Below are 16,946 nucleotides of genomic sequence, written 5' to 3' on the forward strand. Positions count from 1 at the left end.
AATCCGTCAGCAATGTTATCAGTAATAGTTTTTATAGCAATGGAAGAGCGAAAGACATGAAAAATATCAAAAAAAGTGTACTTTTTATTATCCCTGCTATTGCACTAATGTATGTTCAGCTAATGGCCGCTAGCGCAACAATGGACAAAATAAAATCCTCTGGCTCTGTCACCATGGGTGTGCGTGAACCATCTATTCCAATGTCCTACACAATTGGCGATAGCCGTTTTGATGGATACCATGTAGAAATCTGTCGTATGATCTTGGCGGACATGAAAGATAAGTTAGGCATGAGCACTCTACGTATTAACTATTAGCCAGTAACCTCGCAAAATCGAGTGCCATTGGTACAAAATGGCACAGTAGATATTGAGTGCGGCACAACGACGAATAATGCAGCTCGCGCTAAAGATGTTGGCTTTGCCAATACCTTGTATGTTGAAGAAGTACGCATGGCTGTTAAGGCCAATTCTGGTATTAACTCTATTTCACAGTTAGCAGGCAAGAAGGTTGCTACCGCTACAGGGACTACTTCGGTTCAACTGTTACGTAAGCATAAGAAAGCCAATGGCGTGAACTTTGATGCAGTTTTTGGCAAGGATCACGCTGACAGCTTTTTGTTACTTGAGTCTGGGCGTGCAGATGCATTTGTGATGGATGGTTCCATTTTGGCCGGTAACATTGCAAACTCTAAGAATCCAAAGGATTACAAAATTGTTGGCGAAGTGCTTTCAACCGAGCCGATAGCCATTATGGTTCCTAAAAATGATCCCGAGTTTAAGGCTGCTGTAAACGCCGCTATTGCAAAGATTGTTGCGAATGGCAAGATGCCTGGACTTTGGAACAAATGGTTCTTATCTCCAATTCCACCAAAAAATATCGTAGTTGGTCTTGAATTATCTCCAGCAACCAAAAATGCTTGGGTTAATTTAAATGACAAACCTGTGGAAGACTACAACAAAAAGTAATTCAACAAAAAAGTTCGTTATATGGCCTTAGATTTAGGTGTTTTTTGTAAAAGTACCTTAGACGGAGAGGTGGTTGATCACTGCTTCTCTTCAATTATCGGGTTTGGTCAAAATGACGATCCTAGCTATTTAGATTGGTTATTGACAGCCTGGGGCTGGACCTTGGCAGTTGTGCGGGTCTAGGTCTGGCTATCGGCTTGGTCTTAGGAGTGGTAATGGGTGCTCTCAGAACCCTCCCGGACAATGGCAGAACCAGTAGGTGGTTGGTTAGACTCTCGACAGTTTGGGTGGAGTTGTTTAGAAATATTCCGGTCTTAGTACAGATATTTCTTTGGTATCACGTTATTCCGGCTTTTGTTTTACCTTTCAAGACTCTGCCATCTTATTGGATGGTCAGTATTGCATTGGGCTTTTTTACCTCGGCTCGTATAGCTGAGCAAGTGAGAGCGGGCATCCAGTCTTTGCCAAGCGGTCAAAGAGCAGTCGCAACAGCATTGGGGCTTACTACTCCACAAACTTATCGTTAAGTTATATTGCTGATGGCATTGCGTATCGTTATTCCGCCTCTCACTTCAGAGAGTATGAATGTGATTAAAAACTCATCAGTAGCATTTGCCGTATCCGTCCCTGAGCTGACTTTGTTTGCCATGCAAACCCAAGAAGAAACTTCTCATGGCGTAGAGATTTATTTGGCTGTGACTGCTCTATATGCGCTGTCAGCATTTGCTGTTAATCGTGTAATGGCTTTAATCGAAAAGAGAAGCCGTATTCCTGGTTTCATTGCTGCGTCGAATGACGCAGGTCTGGTTCATTCAATGGTGACCATATGTTGAGCTTAGACTTAAGTTTCTATAACCGGGAACTCTTCACAAATTATATTTTGAAGGGGCTGTTATTCAGCGTGCAGCTTACGGTTATTGCTACGGTTGGCGGGGGATTGTGGTTGGTACCTTTTTAGCGTTGATGAGGCTCTCGGGCAAACCTGCTTTGGTATCTCCAGCAACGTTTTATATTAATACCATGCGCTCTATTCCATTGGTTATGGCGCTTCTCTGGTTCTTCTTGCTGATACCCATGTTGGGTGGGAGGCCGATAGGCGCTGACTTGTCAGCCACCATTACTTTCATTGCATTCGAGGCCGCTTTCTTTTCTGAGATCGTGAGGGCTGGTATTCAGTCGGCCCCCAGGGGACAAATTTATGCTGGCGAAGCCTTAGGAATGACCTACGCACAAAATATGCGTTTCGTTGTTTTGCCTCAAGCATTTAGAAATATGATTCCGGTCTTTATGACGCAAACCATCATTCTGTTTCAAGATACTTCCTTGGTCTATGCAATTGGAGCCTATGATTTATTGAAAGGTTTTGAGATTGCTGGGACAAACTATGGTCGCCCAATTGAGACTTATATTTTGGCGGCAGCTACTTATTTCATCATCTGCTTTTCGCTATCAAGGGCAGTACGGGCCATTCAGGCAAAAGTCGCCATTATTCGCTAATTTTTTTGATCACTCCACACTAAAGAGACCATCATGATTGAACTACAAAACGTTTCTAAATGGTATGGCGCCTTTCAGGTTTTGACTGATTGCACAACATCAATCGAAAACGGGGAGGTGGTTGTTATTTGCGGTCCCTCTGGTTCGGGTAAGTCGACGTTAATCAAAACGATTAATGCTTTGGAACCCTTCCAATCTGGTGAAATTCTAGTGAATGGAACCGATCTCGGCGATCCAAAAACCAACTTACCTAAGTTGCGTTCTGGTGTAGGAATGGTGTTCCAGTATTTTGAGCTTTTTCCTCACTTAAGTGTTACTGAGAATCTCACCCTCGCTCAATGCAAGGTATTGGGGCGTTTAGTTGACGAGGCAAAAACCCATGGCCTTAAATATTTAGAGCGTGTTGGATTGATTGCTCAAAAAGATAAATTTCCAGGTCAGTTATCCGGCGGTCAACAACAACGTGTCGCTATTGCTCGAGCAATGAGTATGGATCCGATCGTGATGCTTTTTGACGAGCCAACCTCTGCGCTTGATCCGGAGATGGTAGGTGAAGTTTTAGACGTCATGATCAAGCTTGCTAATGAGGGGATGATGATGTGCTGCGTTACCCATGAAATGGGCTTTGCTAGAAAAGTAAGTCATCGCCTGATTTTTATGGATCAGGGACGCATTGTTGAGGATTGCAGCAAGACAGAATTTTTTGATAAACCTGAAGCTCGCTCGTTAATGGCAAAAGAGTTTTTGTCAAAAATTCTGGCAAATTAATTCTGTAAAGCTAAAAGCTAGTTGGCTTGCTGTTTGGGTTTAGACCGCTTTCCGATTTGCGCTGTTAAGTCTATCTCCTTGCCTTTGCGCAAGATGGTTAGCTGAGCTTGGCTGCCCGGATTAATTTGAGCGACTTGATTGAGAAGTCCTCGTACATCCTTAATAGGACTGCCATTAACTGCCATCAGAACATCCCCTGGCTTTATTCCAGCCCGAGCCGCAGGACCGCCCTCAAGCACTCCGGATAGAAGCACTCCTGAGATATTGCCCGGCAAGCCTAGGGCCTCTGAGAGCTCTTTAGATAGATTTTGAGGTTCTACCCCAATCCACCCTCTAGAAACGCTGCCATTGCTTAGGATTGACTCCATCACTTGCTTCGCGAGATTAATGGGAATCGCAAAGCCAATCCCCATGGAGCCACCATTATTGGAATAGATTGCAGTATTAATGCCAATGAGATTACCGCGAGTGTCGATGAGTGCACCCCCAGAATTTCCAGGGTTAATTGCAGCATCAGTTTGTATAAAATTTTCAAATGTATTGATGCCAACATGATCACGGCCCAGCGCCGAAACAATTCCTGAGGTCACTGTTTGGCCCACACCAAATGGATTGCCAATGGCAAGAACTACATCGCCAACGTGAACTGATTCAACTTTGCCGAGCGTAATCGGTGTAGGTAGTTGTTTGGGTTCAATCTTTAACACAGCAATGTCTGTTTCAGGATCGCTTCCAATGAGTTGAGCTTTTACCTTGCGTCCATCGGCAAGTGCAACATCGATATCACTAGCATCGCTAATAACATGGTGATTGGTGAGAATATAGCCTTCTGGGCTCACCAAAACACCAGAGCCTAAGCTTGAGCGAGGCTCTGCTTCTGGCGGTTGATCGTCAAAGAAAAATTTAAACAAAGGGTCTGAAGAGTTCGGATTCGCGCCTTTGCGACTCTTGGGTTTCGTGACACCTTTGTTGGTAACAATATTCACTACTGCAGGCATGGAGCGCTTCACGGCTTCATGGTAAGAGCCGGGACTCAATTGACCATCATAGTTACTCTCTTTTAGCGAAACCGTATCAACTATGGAGCCTACCTTGGTTTCTGAGAGCCACTCTGGTTTTAGGGTTGCAACAATAAATAATGCCGCCAGCATGATAGTTACTGCTTGGGCAAAGAGAAGCCAAAATTTTTGAAGAGAAGAATTCATTGACGGGACAGGAGTGTTAGTTTTTTTGACAATGTCATAGGAATGCTCCCCTATGGATAAATTTTTAGCTTCTTCTTAAAAAGGCGAGCAAAGTTATTTTTTAAGACTGTCACGAATATCGCGAAGTAGCACAACATCCTCTGGGACTGGAGGAGGAGGGGTGCGTCCAAGGCATGAACTTTATTGACCACTTTCACCATCTGGAAGATGATAAATGTCAAGAGGATGCAATTGATGGAAATAGTCATGAAATTGCCATAGGCAAATATGGGTACGCCTGCTTTTTAAGGGCATCAAAGGTTCTTGATATCCCACCAGGGACATGACCTAGGATCAAAAATAGGTTCGTAAAGTCAATATGACCCCCCAAAAAGGGCGAAATGACCGGCATAACGATGTCATTTACCAGGGAATCGACGATTTTTCCAAAAGCGCTGCCAATAAGGACGCCGACCGCTAAGTCAATCACATTGCCCTTTACTGCGAAGTCCCGGAACCCCTTTAAAATGCTCATAAATGCTGTCCTTTGAATCTAGATACAGATTAACCCGAGATTAACCACATAATTTTCTTATTTACCCCACTTTTTACTTTAAAATCTTACCTTTAATCAATTTCCACCCATAAATACCTTTTCTAGGAATTTTGTAAATGAGTAACAAGCCCGGTATGGACAAGGATCGCCGTAATTGGTTGATCGCCACTTCGGCGGTTGGCGGCATAGGTGCAGCCGCAGCCTTTTACCCTTTTGTGGACAGTTTTGAGCCTTCTGAGCGCGCGAAAGCCGCCGGAGCCGCTGTTGAAATCGATATTACCGGTATGCAGCCAGACGAAATGAGAATGGTTGAGTGGCGCGGTAAACCTGTGTGGGTTGTGCGTCGCACCCCAGAGCAAGTTGCGGAACTCTCCAAAATTGATGCTGAGCTTGCTGATCCGGATTCTTTAAGAGACCCAGCCCAATTTACGCCCCCATATGCACAAAATCAATGGCGTTCCATTAAGCCTGAGTACCTGGTAGTTGTGGGTATTTGCACGCACTTAGGCTGCTCTCCTACGGCTAAATTTGAAGCTGGAGCACAATCTTCCTTGCCTAATAATTGGCCAGGTGGTTTCCTTTGTCCATGTCATGGCTCTACTTTTGATATGGCCGGCCGAGTATTTAAAAACAAACCAGCACCAGACAATATGGAAGTGCCGCCACATATGTATTTGAGCGACACCAAAATTCTGGTTGGCGAAGATAAGAAGGCCTAAGGAGAGATCAATGGCATTTCAAGAAAAAGAAGTCCCAGCTAACGCATCTTCTGTCGAGAAGATGATGGCATGGGTTAACTCACGTCTTCCAGTTACCGAAGCATTTAAGCGGCATATGAGCGAGTACTATGCCCCAAAAAATCTGAATTTTTTCTATATTTTTGGAGCGCTTGCGATTGTTGTTTTAGCAATTCAAATCATTACCGGAATTTTCTTGGTGATGAACTACAAGCCTGATGCTGCAAAGGCTTTTGAATCAGTTGAATACATCATGCGCGAAGTTCCATGGGGTTGGCTGATTCGCTATATGCACTCCACAGGCGCTTCTATGTTCTTCGTAGTGGTGTATTTGCATATGTTCCGTGGTTTGATCTACGGCTCATACCGCAAACCACGCGAGTTAATTTGGATTTTTGGATGCGCAATTTTCTTGTGCCTCATGGGTGAAGCATTCTTTGGGTACCTGCTCCCATGGGGTCAGATGTCTTACTGGGGTGCTCAAGTGATTGTGAACTTGTTCTCAGCAATTCCATTCATTGGTCCAGACCTTGCCTTGTGGTTACGTGGCGACTATGTGGTTGGTGATGCAACTTTGAATCGCTTCTTTGCATTTCACGTTATTGCAATCCCATTGGCACTAATTGGCTTGATAGCAGCCCATATTTTGGCTCTACATGAAGTTGGTTCAAATAACCCTGATGGTGTTGAAATTAAAAACAACTTAGATGCAAATGGACATCCAGTTGACGGTATTCCATTCCATCCTTACTACAGCGTGCATGACGTAATGTACTTGGGCGGCTTCCTCATTGTCTTTGCAAGCATCGTATTCTTTGCGCCCGAGATGGGTGGTTACTTCCTAGAAGCAAATAACTTCATTCCAGCAAATCCGTTTGTGACGCCATCTCACATTGCACCTGTTTGGTATTTCACACCGTTCTACTCAATGTTGCGCGCTACAACTTCGAACTTCTTATTGCCTTTGTGGATTTTCTTAGCAGTCATTCTTGGAATGTTTGCCCTTAAATCAGACAATCTCAAAGTCAAGGGTGCATGTGTAGCAATCGCCTTGATATTGGCTGCCGGCTTCTATTTGTTTGATGCCAAATTCTGGGGTGTTGTGATCATGGGTGGTTCTGTAGTCATCATGTTCTTCTTGCCTTGGCTTGACTATTCCCCAGTGAAGTCAATTCGTTATCGTCCAACATTCCATAAGTACATTTATGCTGTATTTATTGTGAGTTTTGTGATTTTGGGTTACTTAGGTATCGAGCCACCCTCACCAGTATCTGAAAAGATTTCTCAGATTTGTACGATTTATTATCTGGGCTTCTTCTTAGCCATGCCTTTCTGGAGCAAGCTTGGAACTTTCAAGCTGGTTCCAACACGCGTTACTTTTGAGCCCCATTAATTCAGACGCCGAAGAGAAATTAGGAACTAGCATGAAACGAATTCTGCAAACTTTGACGGGCGTCTGCCACGCAACATTTTTGGTTGCCGTCTTAGGCTTTGGTGTTGTCGCCAACGCAAGTGAAGGCGGCGTTCCTTTAGATAAGGCACCAGATCGCCTCAGTAGTAATGCCTCATTGCAAAATGGCGCAAAAATATTTGTGAACTATTGCTTGAACTGCCATGCCGCTACGAGCATGCGTTACAACCGCTTGCGCGATATCGGCTTGACCGATCAGCAAATCAAAGACAACCTCATTTTGACTGATGCCAAAGTAGGTGATTTGATGACTATTGCCATGACGCCAAAAGAAGGTAAAGCGTGGTTTGGTAAAACTCCACCTGATCTTTCGGTTGAGGCTCGCGCACGTGGAACGGATTGGCTCTATACCTACTTCCGCACCTTTTACAAAGATGACACCTCCCAAACCGGTTGGGATAATTTAGTTTATCCCAACGTTGGTATGCCGCATATTCTCTGGCAGTTACAGGGAGAGCGCGCTGCGAAATTCGAAGAGCGCAAAGATCCTCATGACGAAAGCAAAGTTGAGAAAGTATTTGTTGGTTTTGAGCAATTAACTCCTGGAAGTATGAAGCCGCAAGAGTATGACGACAACATGGCCGACTTAGTTTCTTTCATGTCATGGATGGCTGAGCCTGTGCAGTTGGAGCGTAAGCGTCTTGGAGTTGTAGTTCTTATATTCTTGGCATTCTTTACGTTATTAGCTTGGCGCTTGAACAAGGCTTATTGGAAAGACGTTCACTAATTGTTATTCGATGAGTCCTGTAGCCAGGACTCATTAATGAGAAGATTTAACGCTGTTGTGCGTTTGTTGTATTGAAGTAGAAATTTAAGGAAATAAATTTATGATGGTGTTGTACTCGGGTGCTAACTGCCCATTCTCGCAACGCTGCCGTTTGGTGCTTTTTGAAAAAGGCATGGATTTTGAAATCCGCGATGTCGATTTATTCAATAAGCCTGAAGACATCTCAGTAATGAACCCATACGGTCAACTGCCGATTTTGGTTGAGCGCGACTTAATATTGTATGAGTCAAATATCATCAATGAATATATTGATGAGCGCTTTCCTCATCCTCAGTTGATGCCCCCTGATCCAGTAGCGCGCGCACGTGCACGTCTCTTTCTCTTCAATTTTGAAAAGGAGTTGTTCGTTCACGTAGCTGCTTTGGAAAACGAAAAAGGTAAAGCTGCTGAAAAAGTTCATGAAAAAGCTCGCTTGGCTATTCGTGATCGCTTGACTCAGTTGGCTCCAATTTTTGTTAAAAACAAATACATGTTGGGCGATGAATTTTCAATGTTGGATGTTGCCATTGCGCCGTTGTTATGGAGACTTGAGCATTACGGTATTGCGCTTTCTCGTAATGCTGCAGCATTGCTGAAATACGCTGAACGTATTTTCAGTAGACCTGCATACATCGAAGCCTTAACACCTTCAGAAAAAGCAATGCGCCGCTAAGCATACTAGCGGTTCTTTACCTGTCTGTATGTCTGACATCCCAAGTAATAAACCCTACCTAATCCGTGCTCTACATCAGTGGTGCACGGATTTTGGTTTTACACCCTTCATTGCTGTTTTTGTAGATGCTCGGGTGGAAGTACCCATAGAGTTTGTTAAGAACAATGAAATCGTTCTAAATTTATCCTTGGACGCTTCCCATCAACTGCAGATAGAAAATGACTGGATCAGTTTTCAGGCAAGGTTTGGTGGAATTCCAAGAAAAATTATGGTCCCCGTTACTCATGTCTTAGCAATTTATGCGAGAGAGAATGGTCAAGGTATGTTATTTCCATTTGATTCCAGTCAAGCCAAAGATCTTCATATTGCCGATGCCTCAGATGAGGCGCCTCGAAAGCCTACATTAGGTAGACCAGTCTTAAAAATTGAGAAATAAAGCGATGTCGAAAAATCAGCTGCCGCAACTCTTGAAGCTGGCTGAGCAATATTTTCGTCAGCAAAACTATGCATTAGCAAAAGCTGTGCTGAAAAAATCCTTCTTGAGGATCCAGGTAGCGCCAGAGCAAATGAGTTACTTGCTTATGTAATTGGTAACGATGGTGATCTAGCAGGCGCCATTAGGCGCCTAGAGAAAGCAACCTCCTCTCCAAGCTAGCTGCGTCCCGCTCGTACATTATGAGTGGGGTGGCATTTGTTTAAGTCGTGATGATGATCATAAAGCGATAGCATCATTTGAAAAGCCGCCGCCTTGCAGTTTCAAACTTCACTTCAAATATGGTCAGGCATTAGCAAAAGTAGGCTTATTTCAGAAGGCTTTTGAACAATTTTCCCTAGCAAAAAAAGAATAGCTCTAGCCCCGAGTTGATTTTTAATTTAGCTAAGCTATATGTGAATATATGGGGGAGCCTAGTCAAGCGCTTGTGGAGGATGAAAAGGCTATTAGCATTGATCCAGGATTTGTGCGTGCATGGATTTCGGGAGGGCGATTATGAAAAAATAAGGGTGACTTTGCTGTAGCCTTAAATGCATTTGATAAAGCGATTCCCCAAGAACCATCAAGTGCTGCTGAGGCCGTGTATCTGAAAGGCAACCTCTTGCGCTCTATGAAGAGCGCTATGCAGAGGCAATTGAAACCTATGCAAGAGGCTTAAAAGTGGCTCCAAATTTGCCATTTTTATTGGGCAACTATGTCAATAGTAAATTACTTATTTGCGAGTAGAGTGATTATGAAGAAAATCTCTTAAAACTTAAACAAGGCCTACAAGATGCTAAAGAGGCCATCCCCCATTCCCCTTACTTGCGCTGCTAGATGATCCGGGGTTGCAGTTAATTGCTGCCAAGACTTGGGTAAGCAGTGAGACGAAAAATATTGAACCAGCTCAAGCGCAGGCTAAAAACTCAGATTCCAAAAAATCCGAGTTGCTTATTTTCTGCTGATTTTGGTTTCTATCCAGTGGCATATTTGATTGCTGAGATTTCTGATGATGGCCTGGATGAAGTTTGAAATGTATGGGTTCTCAATTGGACCTAAAGGGGGCCCAATGAGAAAGTGTTTAGAGAGGGAGCATTCGATCAATTTATAGATGCTGAACATCTGTCGGATGCACAGATTGCCAAGTGCTCAAGAGAGCTAACAGTTGATATTGCTATTGATCTAACAGGTTTTACCCAAGATGGTCGAACCAATATTTTTGCTCTCTTGTGGCGTCACCAGTTCAAGTCAATTTTTTTGTGGGATATCCAGGCACACTTGGCGCCTCCTACATGGATTACATGATTGCAGACCGAGCATTGATCCCAAAGGCTAGTCAGCCGTTTTATGCTGAAAAGATCGCCTATCTGCCAGAAACCTATCAGCCCAATGATCGAAAACGGACAAGACTTGAGAAAAGAGTTTCACGTGAAGAAGCGTGCTTACCTCAAGATGGATTTGTATTTTGTTGCTTCAACAATAATTTTAAGATTACTCCGCAAAGATTGGAGATGTTGGCTGCCATTTTTAAGAGAGTAGAGGATAGCCTTTGATGTCTTCTTGAAGATAACGCTTTGGCCTCAGGGAACTGAAGGCGTGCAATTCAGAAAAGCGGGGTAGATCCGAATAAGTTGATATTTGCGCCAAGGGTTGCTCCCGAGAAGCATTTGGCACGCATATCACAGCCGCTTGGATACTGGACCTTACAACGCACATACCATTACTGGTGATGCCCTTTGGGTTGATCTACCAGTTTTGGGTGTTAAAGGGAAAAGCTTTGCAAGTCGAGTTGCTTCCAGCTTAATTTACGTAGCCGGAATCCTAGAGCTTGTTGTAGAGACGGAAGAGGACTGTGTTGACTTTTGGCAGTGGGTTGAGCATCAAACCCCGATAAATTGAATGCTTTTCGAGATAAGTTGCTCACGACCTATGCGCAAGTGCTACTATTTGATTCTGTAAAGTTCCTAAATAATTTAGAAAATTTATACCTTCAAATGCAAGAAAGGTATACATCTTGGCTTCCTCCAGCTCAAATTACAGCATTTGGCGGCGGGGGGGGTGACATTTAAGTTTAGGTTAAAATATTGATGTGCCCCTTTAGCTCATCTGGTAGAGCAACTGATTTGTAATCAGTAGGCGGTCTGTTCGAGTCGGACAAGGGGCACCAAATTTCACCTAAATGCCTCACTTGTGAGGCATTTCTTCTGTGGAGCAGAGAATGTTAGATGCTGACAAGATTTTGCTTCAGGAAAATAAGAAGAGCTGTTCCTGGTTTGGTTCTTATGGCATCGTTACGCATTTGGCGCAAATGGTGGGCGCGCAAAACATAGTTGAAATATGGGTATCACGCTGACTTCATTTGCCCTACTTTGCCGGACATAAATAATGTGGGAATAGATCCGTATTTAGCGGGATATGATGCAGAAGATATTTTTTGCAAAGATGTTCAAGCATTATTTCAAGAGAATAATTCTCAGCATGCAATGAATCGTCTTTTTTCAGCTATATCAAGCAATCTAGATAAATTCCATGGCAGAGCGCGCTTGGTCAGAGAAAAATCATGGCTCGGAGCAGATCTTTTTGAGGATGGCTCATTAGAGATTGTTTATATAGATGGTGATCACACCTATGAAGCGGTAGTTAAGGACTTGGCTGCCTGGTATCTCAAAATTAGAAAAGGTGGCATTCTTCGTGGAGATGATATTGGGTGGTAAGGGGTTAAGAGGGCAACTGACGAATTCTTTTCGAAAATTGGAAATGATTATCAAATTATTTCCAAAGATGGATTTGAGCATATGCCAGCATTTTTCCAAGTCGTAGCTTAATCATCTACTCCCAAGAATACTCCTCTATTTCATGCTTTTTGCGATTCAAGTTCATTATGAATTTAAAGACAAGGTGAATTAAGTATGTCGCGCGGAATTCTTTCTGTTTATTGGGGTGACAAAGCCAAACTTCCCATTGATCGCTTGAAGGCATCGGTGAAAAAGTTGCATCCTGAATTGTCACATGAAATCATTAGCATTGATGCTCCTTCGGAGCAATCCCAATACTTTAAATCAAAAAGCGACAATGTTTGATCTCTCTCCGTTTGATGAGACCTTGTTTCTTGATTTAGATACCGTTGTTCTCGGTAGGTTGGACTTTGGTTTTCAGAAAGCACAACAGTTCGGATTGGCAATTGCGATATGTGAATCCCTTGGGCAAAAAGATACCGCCATGTGTTTTCGGGTGATAAAGTTGAGTACAACACAGGGGTTATGTTCTTTGATAAAAAGGCTGAGCCTGTTTTTAAAGCTTGGCGAGAGCTGAGTAGTGGCACTGTGAATTCAGAGGCTTTAGGCATCTCTTTTGAAACTGGCGAAATCTTTAATATGAGCGCTAATGATCAGGCGGCATTTGCATTAGCAGTTGAGAAGACTGAATTTCATCCTTATGTGCTACCAATGAAGTGGAACTTCAGGCCAATGTGGCATAAGAGTTTTTGTGGGCCAATTAAGATTTGGCATGACTATGCAGACCCGCCACCATTTTTTGATCAATTAAACGCCTATTATTCAAATCCCGATTCAATGAATCAGTACCACCAAGGATAGACTCACATTCCATGAGTCATTTGCAAATCATTAGCACCCCAGATTCGTTAAATGGTGCATTAGAGACCTGGTTTGTTCAAAATGAAATTTTTGGTGGCGCACCATATAGTCTTGGTATAAATCCCGCTCATCTTGGCGATTCGCCAGTGGTTTATTTGGCGCTTTATCAAATTAACCGCGACTTAATTTCACATATCAAGCCATGTGGTAGCAAGGTAGTTCTCTATCATATGGGTGGCGAGTGTTTAGATAAAGCTCTTTCTGCATACTCGGAATGTGATTTAGTTATTCGCAATTATTGCTTTTCAAGCATCATTAATTCCAACAATCTTGGCGGAAAAATAATATGGGCTCCAAATAGCTTTAGAACAGGTGTTGGGCCTAGGGTTAGAGAGACCATCAAAAAAGCGTCTCATCGCCAATGATTAGCTTCCTTTTTAGGATGGATCAATAATGCCGCTTCATTTAATAATGAGCGCGCAAGTTTTGCGGGTCCCGCTACGGATTGTGGAGATAATTTATACGTCATGCCCTCACATGGCTTTGTAGGTGGCTATAACGTTGGTCTTTACTCGACCATTATGGAAGACAGTATTTTTGCGCCTTGTCCATCGGGTAATAAGTCCGAGACTATTCGACTCTATGATGCTTTGGAACTTGGCTGCATTCTCATTTTTCTCTCATGAATTTCTCCTCTCGCAAAATGCTTTAGCGATGATTGGTCCAGTACCATTGCCAATTCTGAATTCATGCGCAGAATGACCAGCATTTTTGGATAAGAGGAAAAATACTGCATTGTTGAATCCTGCTGAGATAGCAGCACTTCAAGTAATATGTATTCGTTGGTGGGCTGACTTCAAGCTAGCTATTAAAGAAAAGATTGCCCATCAAATAAATACTCTTTAATTTGCTGAGAAAGATTAACTTTTTAGTTGCAGGTAAAGAAATTAAAGCTATAGTGGCTCCTGCGCCCAAAAAATAACTGGATACTATAGTCCGGCCAAATCGCTATCCCATCTCTGATGTAGCCAGGTCACAATTAATGGCATAAGTCCGCCTATCCATCCTGCTGCGAGGATATGGGGCAAGGTGGCTACGCTATCTATTTCTTGATTTGACTGGAAAAAGTTCTGCCAATCAGGCAGTTTGGGGCCTACCACCAGTGCAAGAGAGAGTGATAAAAATGATTACAAGATTGTTATTAGCATTCCCATAGATCAACTAATCATTGCCTAGAATTTATTACAAAATAAAAGACAGGTTGTAAAAAATTGCACCTAAGAGCAAGCCGGCAATTACAATAGGTTTTCGTCCAATCTTGTCTGAAAGTCACCCTGCAAAAAGAGTAAACGGAAATCAGATTGCTGTAGAGTAAATGCTCAACTGATCTACGATTGTCGATGAAATTTTGATGGATGTTTTAAGGTAGATCGATGTATAAACCTGAACGCAAAAGAAAAGCACTGCTCCACCAACTGAAATGCAGAAGCAAAGTAAGCGCATACGCTGACGAGTTTGTGGATCTCGAAAATGATTGAGTAGAGGACTGGCAGATTTTTGATGGTTTTTTTGCAGCTCTAAAAATACCGGCGTTTTTTAAAGCCATACGAGCTTTAAAAGCAATCATCAGAAGCACAACTGAAATCCAAAAAGGTACCCGCCACCCCCAAGATTGAAATTCTTCTGGAGATAGGTAATTTCTTAATCAGGCGATTTGTAGGGTAGAAAACAGAATGCCTAGCCGGCCCTATGCGGAGAATCCTTGAAGTAAGCGCAAGCTCACAAGCATGATGGGTGCCCAAATCCCTGCTTGTGCATAGGTAGGCAAGAAACGAACGCAAACTGGCGCAAACCCCATTAATGCGATGATGCTTATAAATACCGGCTTTCAGCCAATGCGATCGCCCATTGAGCCAAAAATAGCAGACCCCGAGAGGTCTAACTACCATTCCAACACCAAACGTTGCTAGGCTTGCTAAAAGAGCTGTATTGGGGTCACTAGATGNAAAAAATAGCGGTGCAAAAACAACCGCCAATGTGGCGAAAGTCAAAAAGTCATCCCACTCCACAAAGATGTCAAAGCAGGCTGCGATTGCTACTTTGCGATAGAAATGGGGGCTGAATGTTCATTAAGTATTTGATTATATTGAAGTTATTTATTAAAAAATATAAATTTGTTGCTTAGCAGCAAAATTTTCTTGATTTGTCATATTCATGCAGTTACAGTTTAATGGTGCAGTGCAATATTTAAGGTATTTATTGTTTTCCATCTCTTAAATCGTGTGCTGAATTGACTAGTTGTACGACTTAAATTCTGGAGAAATATATGAACCAAGATCAAATCACCGCTAAATTGTCCCAAATTAACAGCAAAGGCCTCGAGGCTACATTTTCTTTAAGCGAAGCTGCTTTAGAAAACGCTCAAAAATTGGCTGAGTTGAACTACGCTGCATCTAAGGATGTATTGGTGAATGTTCAGGACGGCATTCAGCAAGTATTGAGAGGCCAAGGATCCAAAATAAGTTATTGAGCTCCTCAATGCAGAAACATTGCAGTCTTTTGGTAGCCAAACTGTTGCCTACCAAAAGAAAGTAAGCAAAATATTGCGTGATGGCAATAAAGAATTGGTAAACGTTGTTGATGCAAATCTTGATCAGTTGCAAGACGGTTTCCAAGATTGGATTAACAGTGTTGCTGCTAATAATGCACCTGCTGGTTTTGACGCATTCTTATCTTCATTTAAGACTGTATACGGTAGCGCATTGCAAGGTTTTGAACAGTTCCATGCTGCTAGCAAAGCAGCATTTGCTAACGTAGAAAAACAGCTGATCAAGTAATTGAAACAGTACAGGGTCAAATTACTAATGTGAAAAAAGCAGCAACTCCTGCTTCACGTAGCCGTAAAGCTGCTGAATAATTTGCTCATTAATAATTAGCTTTAGAAGTAATGCTTAAATAAAAACCCCGTTGAGTACAAACTAAGTGGGGTTTTGTTTGACTCATCACTCAAAATCAGATGAAGACTCAATAAGTGGTACAGCCAGATTTTTGCTAGGCTTAACGCCTAATTCACGGACTTTCTCTGCAGAACGAATCAGGTTACCTTTACCCGATTTGAGTTTATTAAAGGCATCGTGGTAGCTTGTTTGTGCTTGGTCCAAACGTTGCCCGAGTTTTTCTAAATCATCAACAAAGCTAACAAACTTGTCGTAAAGATTGCCACATTGTTTGGCGATCTCAAGCGCATTGCGATTTTGATGGTCTTGCCGCCATAAGTGAGCAACAGTTCTGAGTGTCGCCATTAATGTGCTTGGGCAAACCAGCACAATATTTTTTGCAAGAGCCTCTTGGTATAAATTTGGCGCACTTTTTAATGCTAGTAAAAAGGCAGGCTCAATTGGTACAAACATTAAAACAAAGTCGACTGAGCCAACGCCATAGAGTGAGCTATAGTTCTTTCCAGAAAGACCCTGAATATGTTGTCTTAATGATTGAAGGTGGGCCGCAAGCTCTTGCTCTGCGGTCATTGGATCAGTTGTTTCAGCGTGCCGAGCATATGCTGTGATAGAAACTTTACTATCTACCACCAAACTTCTACCGTCAGGCAACTTAATGACTACGTCTGGTTGAAGACGGGAGCCGTCACTTTGAGTGTGGCTATCTTGAACGAGATATTCTTCGCCTTTGCGTAAGCCAGAGGATTCCAAAATAGACTCCAATACTAGCTCACCCCAATTTCCTTGAACTTTAGAGTCGCCTTTTAAGGCTTGAGTTAGGGAGCGTGTCTCGTCTGACATGCGTAGGTTGAGATTGGCTAAGCGTTCAATCTCGCTTTTAAGCGCATGTCGTTCGCGCGCCTCATTGCCGTATGAAGTGCTGACTTGCTCTTTAAATTCAGAAAGTTTAGTTTGCAGTGGCTTTAGTAAGACATCTAAATTGGCAGCATTTTGTTCGGTAAAGCGCTTGGACTTATCTTCCAAAATTTCATTGGCTAGATTTTTAAATTGATTTGTTAAAGCTTCTTTAGCTTCATTCAGCAATTCAATTCTTCCTAGGCCTTGCTTACGTTCTGAATCTAACTCAGCCTCCAGACGAATCAAATTTTGTAATGCTTGGTCGCGCTCTGTTCGCAAGCTGATAGCCAAAGCAATTTCTGCTTGCGCTTGGAGTTCAACGCGAGTTAGGGCAGAACGTAGGTTTAGAACGTAAACCAAAAGGCCTGCACAAACTGCAAATAGCAGGCCAAATAATATAAGCG

16 protein-coding genes, 1 tRNA gene and 4 pseudogenes are annotated in these 16,946 nt (G+C 42.8%); 18 read left to right on the top strand and 3 right to left on the bottom strand.

Annotated elements, in window-relative coordinates; all coding sequences use genetic code 11:
- Positions 1-65: 65 nt before the first annotated feature.
- From DXE31_RS04355 to DXE31_RS04370, 4 genes and pseudogenes are all read left to right on the top strand, one after another.
- Positions 66-968 (top strand): annotated as a pseudogene (locus DXE31_RS04355) (amino acid ABC transporter substrate-binding protein).
- A gap of 21 nt (positions 969-989) precedes the next feature.
- Positions 990-1,801 (top strand): annotated as a pseudogene (locus DXE31_RS04360) (amino acid ABC transporter permease).
- Positions 1,795-2,465, top strand: a pseudogene (locus DXE31_RS04365) (amino acid ABC transporter permease). Before DXE31_RS04360 ends, DXE31_RS04365 begins: the two co-directional pseudogenes overlap by 7 nt.
- A gap of 33 nt (positions 2,466-2,498) precedes the next feature.
- Positions 2,499-3,233, top strand: coding sequence for an amino acid ABC transporter ATP-binding protein (locus DXE31_RS04370; RefSeq protein WP_114697940.1), 735 nt, complete (start codon positions 2,499-2,501; stop codon positions 3,231-3,233).
- Positions 3,234-3,250: 17 nt separating this feature from the next.
- Here the strand turns inward: DXE31_RS04370 and DXE31_RS04375 are convergent, their stop codons facing one another.
- Both DXE31_RS04375 and mscL read right to left on the bottom strand, forming a co-directional pair.
- Complete coding sequence (locus DXE31_RS04375) at positions 3,251-4,438, bottom strand: Do family serine endopeptidase (RefSeq protein ID WP_114697941.1); 1,188 nt, start codon at positions 4,436-4,438, stop codon at positions 3,251-3,253.
- 93 nt (positions 4,439-4,531) lie between these two features.
- A pseudogene (gene mscL / locus DXE31_RS04380) lies at positions 4,532-4,952 on the bottom strand (large conductance mechanosensitive channel protein MscL).
- Positions 4,953-5,089: 137 nt separating this feature from the next.
- Between mscL and petA the strand changes: the two are divergent.
- The 14 genes from petA (at position 5,090) to DXE31_RS04450 (ending at position 15,525) form a co-directional block, all read left to right on the top strand.
- Complete coding sequence (petA, locus tag DXE31_RS04385; RefSeq protein WP_114697942.1) at positions 5,090-5,692, top strand: ubiquinol-cytochrome c reductase iron-sulfur subunit; 603 nt, start codon at positions 5,090-5,092, stop codon at positions 5,690-5,692.
- 10 nt (positions 5,693-5,702) lie between these two features.
- Positions 5,703-7,103 (top strand): cytochrome b, encoded by a 1,401-nt coding sequence (locus DXE31_RS04390; protein ID WP_114697943.1) that lies wholly within the window; start codon positions 5,703-5,705, stop codon positions 7,101-7,103.
- 31 nt (positions 7,104-7,134) lie between these two features.
- Complete coding sequence (locus DXE31_RS04395) at positions 7,135-7,908, top strand: cytochrome c1 (protein ID WP_114697944.1); 774 nt, start codon at positions 7,135-7,137, stop codon at positions 7,906-7,908.
- 100 nt (positions 7,909-8,008) lie between these two features.
- Positions 8,009-8,620, top strand: a complete 612-nt coding sequence (locus tag DXE31_RS04400) for a glutathione S-transferase N-terminal domain-containing protein (protein WP_114697945.1) — start codon at positions 8,009-8,011, stop codon at positions 8,618-8,620.
- A gap of 28 nt (positions 8,621-8,648) precedes the next feature.
- The gene (locus DXE31_RS04405) at positions 8,649-9,056 is read left to right on the top strand and encodes a ClpXP protease specificity-enhancing factor (RefSeq protein ID WP_114697946.1); all 408 of its coding nucleotides are present in this window, start codon (positions 8,649-8,651) and stop codon (positions 9,054-9,056) included.
- Positions 9,057-10,321: 1,265 nt separating this feature from the next.
- Positions 10,322-10,645, top strand: a complete 324-nt coding sequence (locus DXE31_RS04410; protein ID WP_114697947.1) for an O-linked N-acetylglucosamine transferase family protein — start codon at positions 10,322-10,324, stop codon at positions 10,643-10,645.
- Positions 10,646-10,781: 136 nt separating this feature from the next.
- The gene (locus DXE31_RS04415) at positions 10,782-10,991 is read left to right on the top strand and encodes an O-linked N-acetylglucosamine transferase family protein (protein WP_162785535.1); all 210 of its coding nucleotides are present in this window, start codon (positions 10,782-10,784) and stop codon (positions 10,989-10,991) included.
- 192 nt (positions 10,992-11,183) lie between these two features.
- Positions 11,184-11,259, top strand: a tRNA-Thr gene (locus DXE31_RS04420).
- A gap of 163 nt (positions 11,260-11,422) precedes the next feature.
- A complete protein-coding gene (locus tag DXE31_RS04425) occupies positions 11,423-11,806 on the top strand; it encodes a class I SAM-dependent methyltransferase (protein ID WP_114697949.1) in 384 nt (127 codons plus the stop codon).
- A 507-nt stretch (positions 11,807-12,313) separates the two neighbouring features.
- A complete protein-coding gene (locus DXE31_RS04430) occupies positions 12,314-12,688 on the top strand; it encodes a hypothetical protein (protein WP_114697950.1) in 375 nt (124 codons plus the stop codon).
- A gap of 11 nt (positions 12,689-12,699) precedes the next feature.
- On the top strand, positions 12,700-13,113 hold the full coding sequence (locus DXE31_RS04435; RefSeq protein ID WP_114697951.1) for a hypothetical protein: 414 nt from the start codon (positions 12,700-12,702) through the stop codon (positions 13,111-13,113).
- Between the two features lie 102 nt (positions 13,114-13,215).
- Positions 13,216-13,374 carry an exostosin family protein gene (locus DXE31_RS09735; protein WP_162785536.1) on the top strand — a complete coding sequence of 53 codons (159 nt, stop codon included), beginning with the start codon at positions 13,216-13,218 and terminating at the stop codon, positions 13,372-13,374.
- Positions 13,375-15,014: 1,640 nt separating this feature from the next.
- Positions 15,015-15,218, top strand: coding sequence for a phasin family protein (locus DXE31_RS04445; RefSeq protein WP_114697952.1), 204 nt, complete (start codon positions 15,015-15,017; stop codon positions 15,216-15,218).
- A 19-nt stretch (positions 15,219-15,237) separates the two neighbouring features.
- Positions 15,238-15,525 (top strand): hypothetical protein, encoded by a 288-nt coding sequence (locus tag DXE31_RS04450; protein ID WP_114697953.1) that lies wholly within the window; start codon positions 15,238-15,240, stop codon positions 15,523-15,525.
- Between the two features lie 165 nt (positions 15,526-15,690).
- Here DXE31_RS04450 and DXE31_RS04455 read toward each other — a convergent pair whose 3' ends face one another.
- Positions 15,691-16,902, bottom strand: coding sequence for a DNA recombination protein RmuC (locus DXE31_RS04455; RefSeq protein WP_231969359.1), 1,212 nt, complete (start codon positions 16,900-16,902; stop codon positions 15,691-15,693).
- Between the last annotated feature and the right edge of the window lie 44 nt (positions 16,903-16,946).

The organism is Polynucleobacter necessarius (assembly GCF_900095185.1).
Lineage (GTDB): Bacteria > Pseudomonadota > Gammaproteobacteria > Burkholderiales > Burkholderiaceae > Polynucleobacter.